Genomic DNA, 1,388 nt, shown 5'->3' on the forward strand with positions numbered 1-1,388 from the left:
GCCGTCGCCGTCCGCGCGTACGAGTACGTGGACGTCCCGGGGGGCTCGGGCGCGCCGCTCGGTGCCGCCGCGGTCGAGGGTGTCGAGCCCACCTGGGACGCCGAGCGCTGGCGCGGGTGGCTCGAGGGCCTGGTCACGGACTGAGCCGGGGGTAGCCCCCGAAGGGCGACGAAACATTGACGTCTGGTGCGACGATGTCCACCGAGACAGCAGTACTGTGTCGAGGAGCACCAGCCGTGCGCCTACCGCGAACGGCACATCGCACGGCCTGCACAGCGCATGAACCGCACACCGACGAGGAGCACCATCTGCCATGGCGGATTCCAACGACACCGTGACCATCGCGACCAGCGAAGGCGCGCCCGGCACGACCCTCCTGGGCATCGGCGCCTACCGTCCACGTCGCGTGGTGAGCAACGAGGAGATCTGCGAGAAGATCGACTCGACCTCCGAGTGGATCTACGAGCGCTCCGGCATCCTCAACCGCCGCGTGGCGGAGCCGGACGAGGGGATCGTCTCCATGTCGAGCGAGGCGGCCAAGAAGGCCATGACCTCGGCCGGCATCGATCCCGAGCTCGTCGACGCGGTGATCGTGTGCACCTCCACCAATTGGACCCAGGTGCCGCACGCGGCGCCGCAGGTGGCCACGGACCTCGGCCGGAACGGCATCGCCGCGTTCGACCTCACCGCCGGCTGCGCGGGATTCGGCTACGGACTCGCAGTGGCGACCAACATGATCCGCGGTGGCGGCGCCCGGTACGTCGTGGTGGTGGGCGTGGAGAAGATGAGTGACGGCATCGACTACACCGACCGCAACATCTCGTTCATCTTCGGCGACGGCGCCGGCGCCGTGGTGGTGGGCCCGTCGGAGACCAACGACGTCAGCCCGGTGGTCTGGGGCTCCGACGGCGAGAAGGGCGACGCCATCCGCCAGACCAAGGACTTCAAGCAGTACGTGGACGAGGTCGACGCCTCTGCCGCCGCCGGGGGCGAGGAAGCCGTGATCCAGCCGTTCCTGACGATGGACGGTTCCAAGGTGTTCCGCTGGGCCGCCGTGCAGGTGTCCAAGGTGTGCGCGCAGACGCTCGAGACGGCGGGCGTGACGGCCGAGCAGATCCAGGCGTTCATCCCCCACCAGGCCAACGGCCGCATCAACTCGGCCATGGCCAAGCACCTCGGCCTCCCCGACTCGGTGGCGATCGCCAACGACATCGAGCAGACCGGCAACACCTCGGCGGCCTCGATCCCGCTGGCCATGGAGGCCATGCTGCGTGACGGTGAGGCCGAGCCGGGCCAGATCGCGCTGTGCATCGGCTTCGGCGCGGGACTGTCCTACGCCGGCCAGGTCGTGCGCCTGCCGGCCGCGCCGCCCGTCGACTGACAGGCCC

At 69.8% G+C, this 1,388-nt stretch carries 1 protein-coding gene; it reads left to right on the top strand.

Annotated elements, in window-relative coordinates:
* Positions 1-313 precede the first annotated feature (313 nt).
* Positions 314-1,381, top strand: coding sequence for a beta-ketoacyl-ACP synthase III (locus G6027_RS14440; RefSeq protein ID WP_182637777.1), 1,068 nt, complete (start codon positions 314-316; stop codon positions 1,379-1,381).
* Positions 1,382-1,388 lie beyond the last annotated feature (7 nt).

Origin of the sequence: Dietzia sp. SLG310A2-38A2, from assembly GCF_014145095.1 — a bacterium.
In the GTDB taxonomy this organism is placed as follows: domain Bacteria; phylum Actinomycetota; class Actinomycetes; order Mycobacteriales; family Mycobacteriaceae; genus Dietzia.

Coding starts and splice junctions, on each gene's coding strand:
- G6027_RS14440 (WP_182637777.1), top strand. CDS start 314: ATGGCGGATTCCAACGACACCGTGACCATCGCGACCAGCGAAGGCGCG.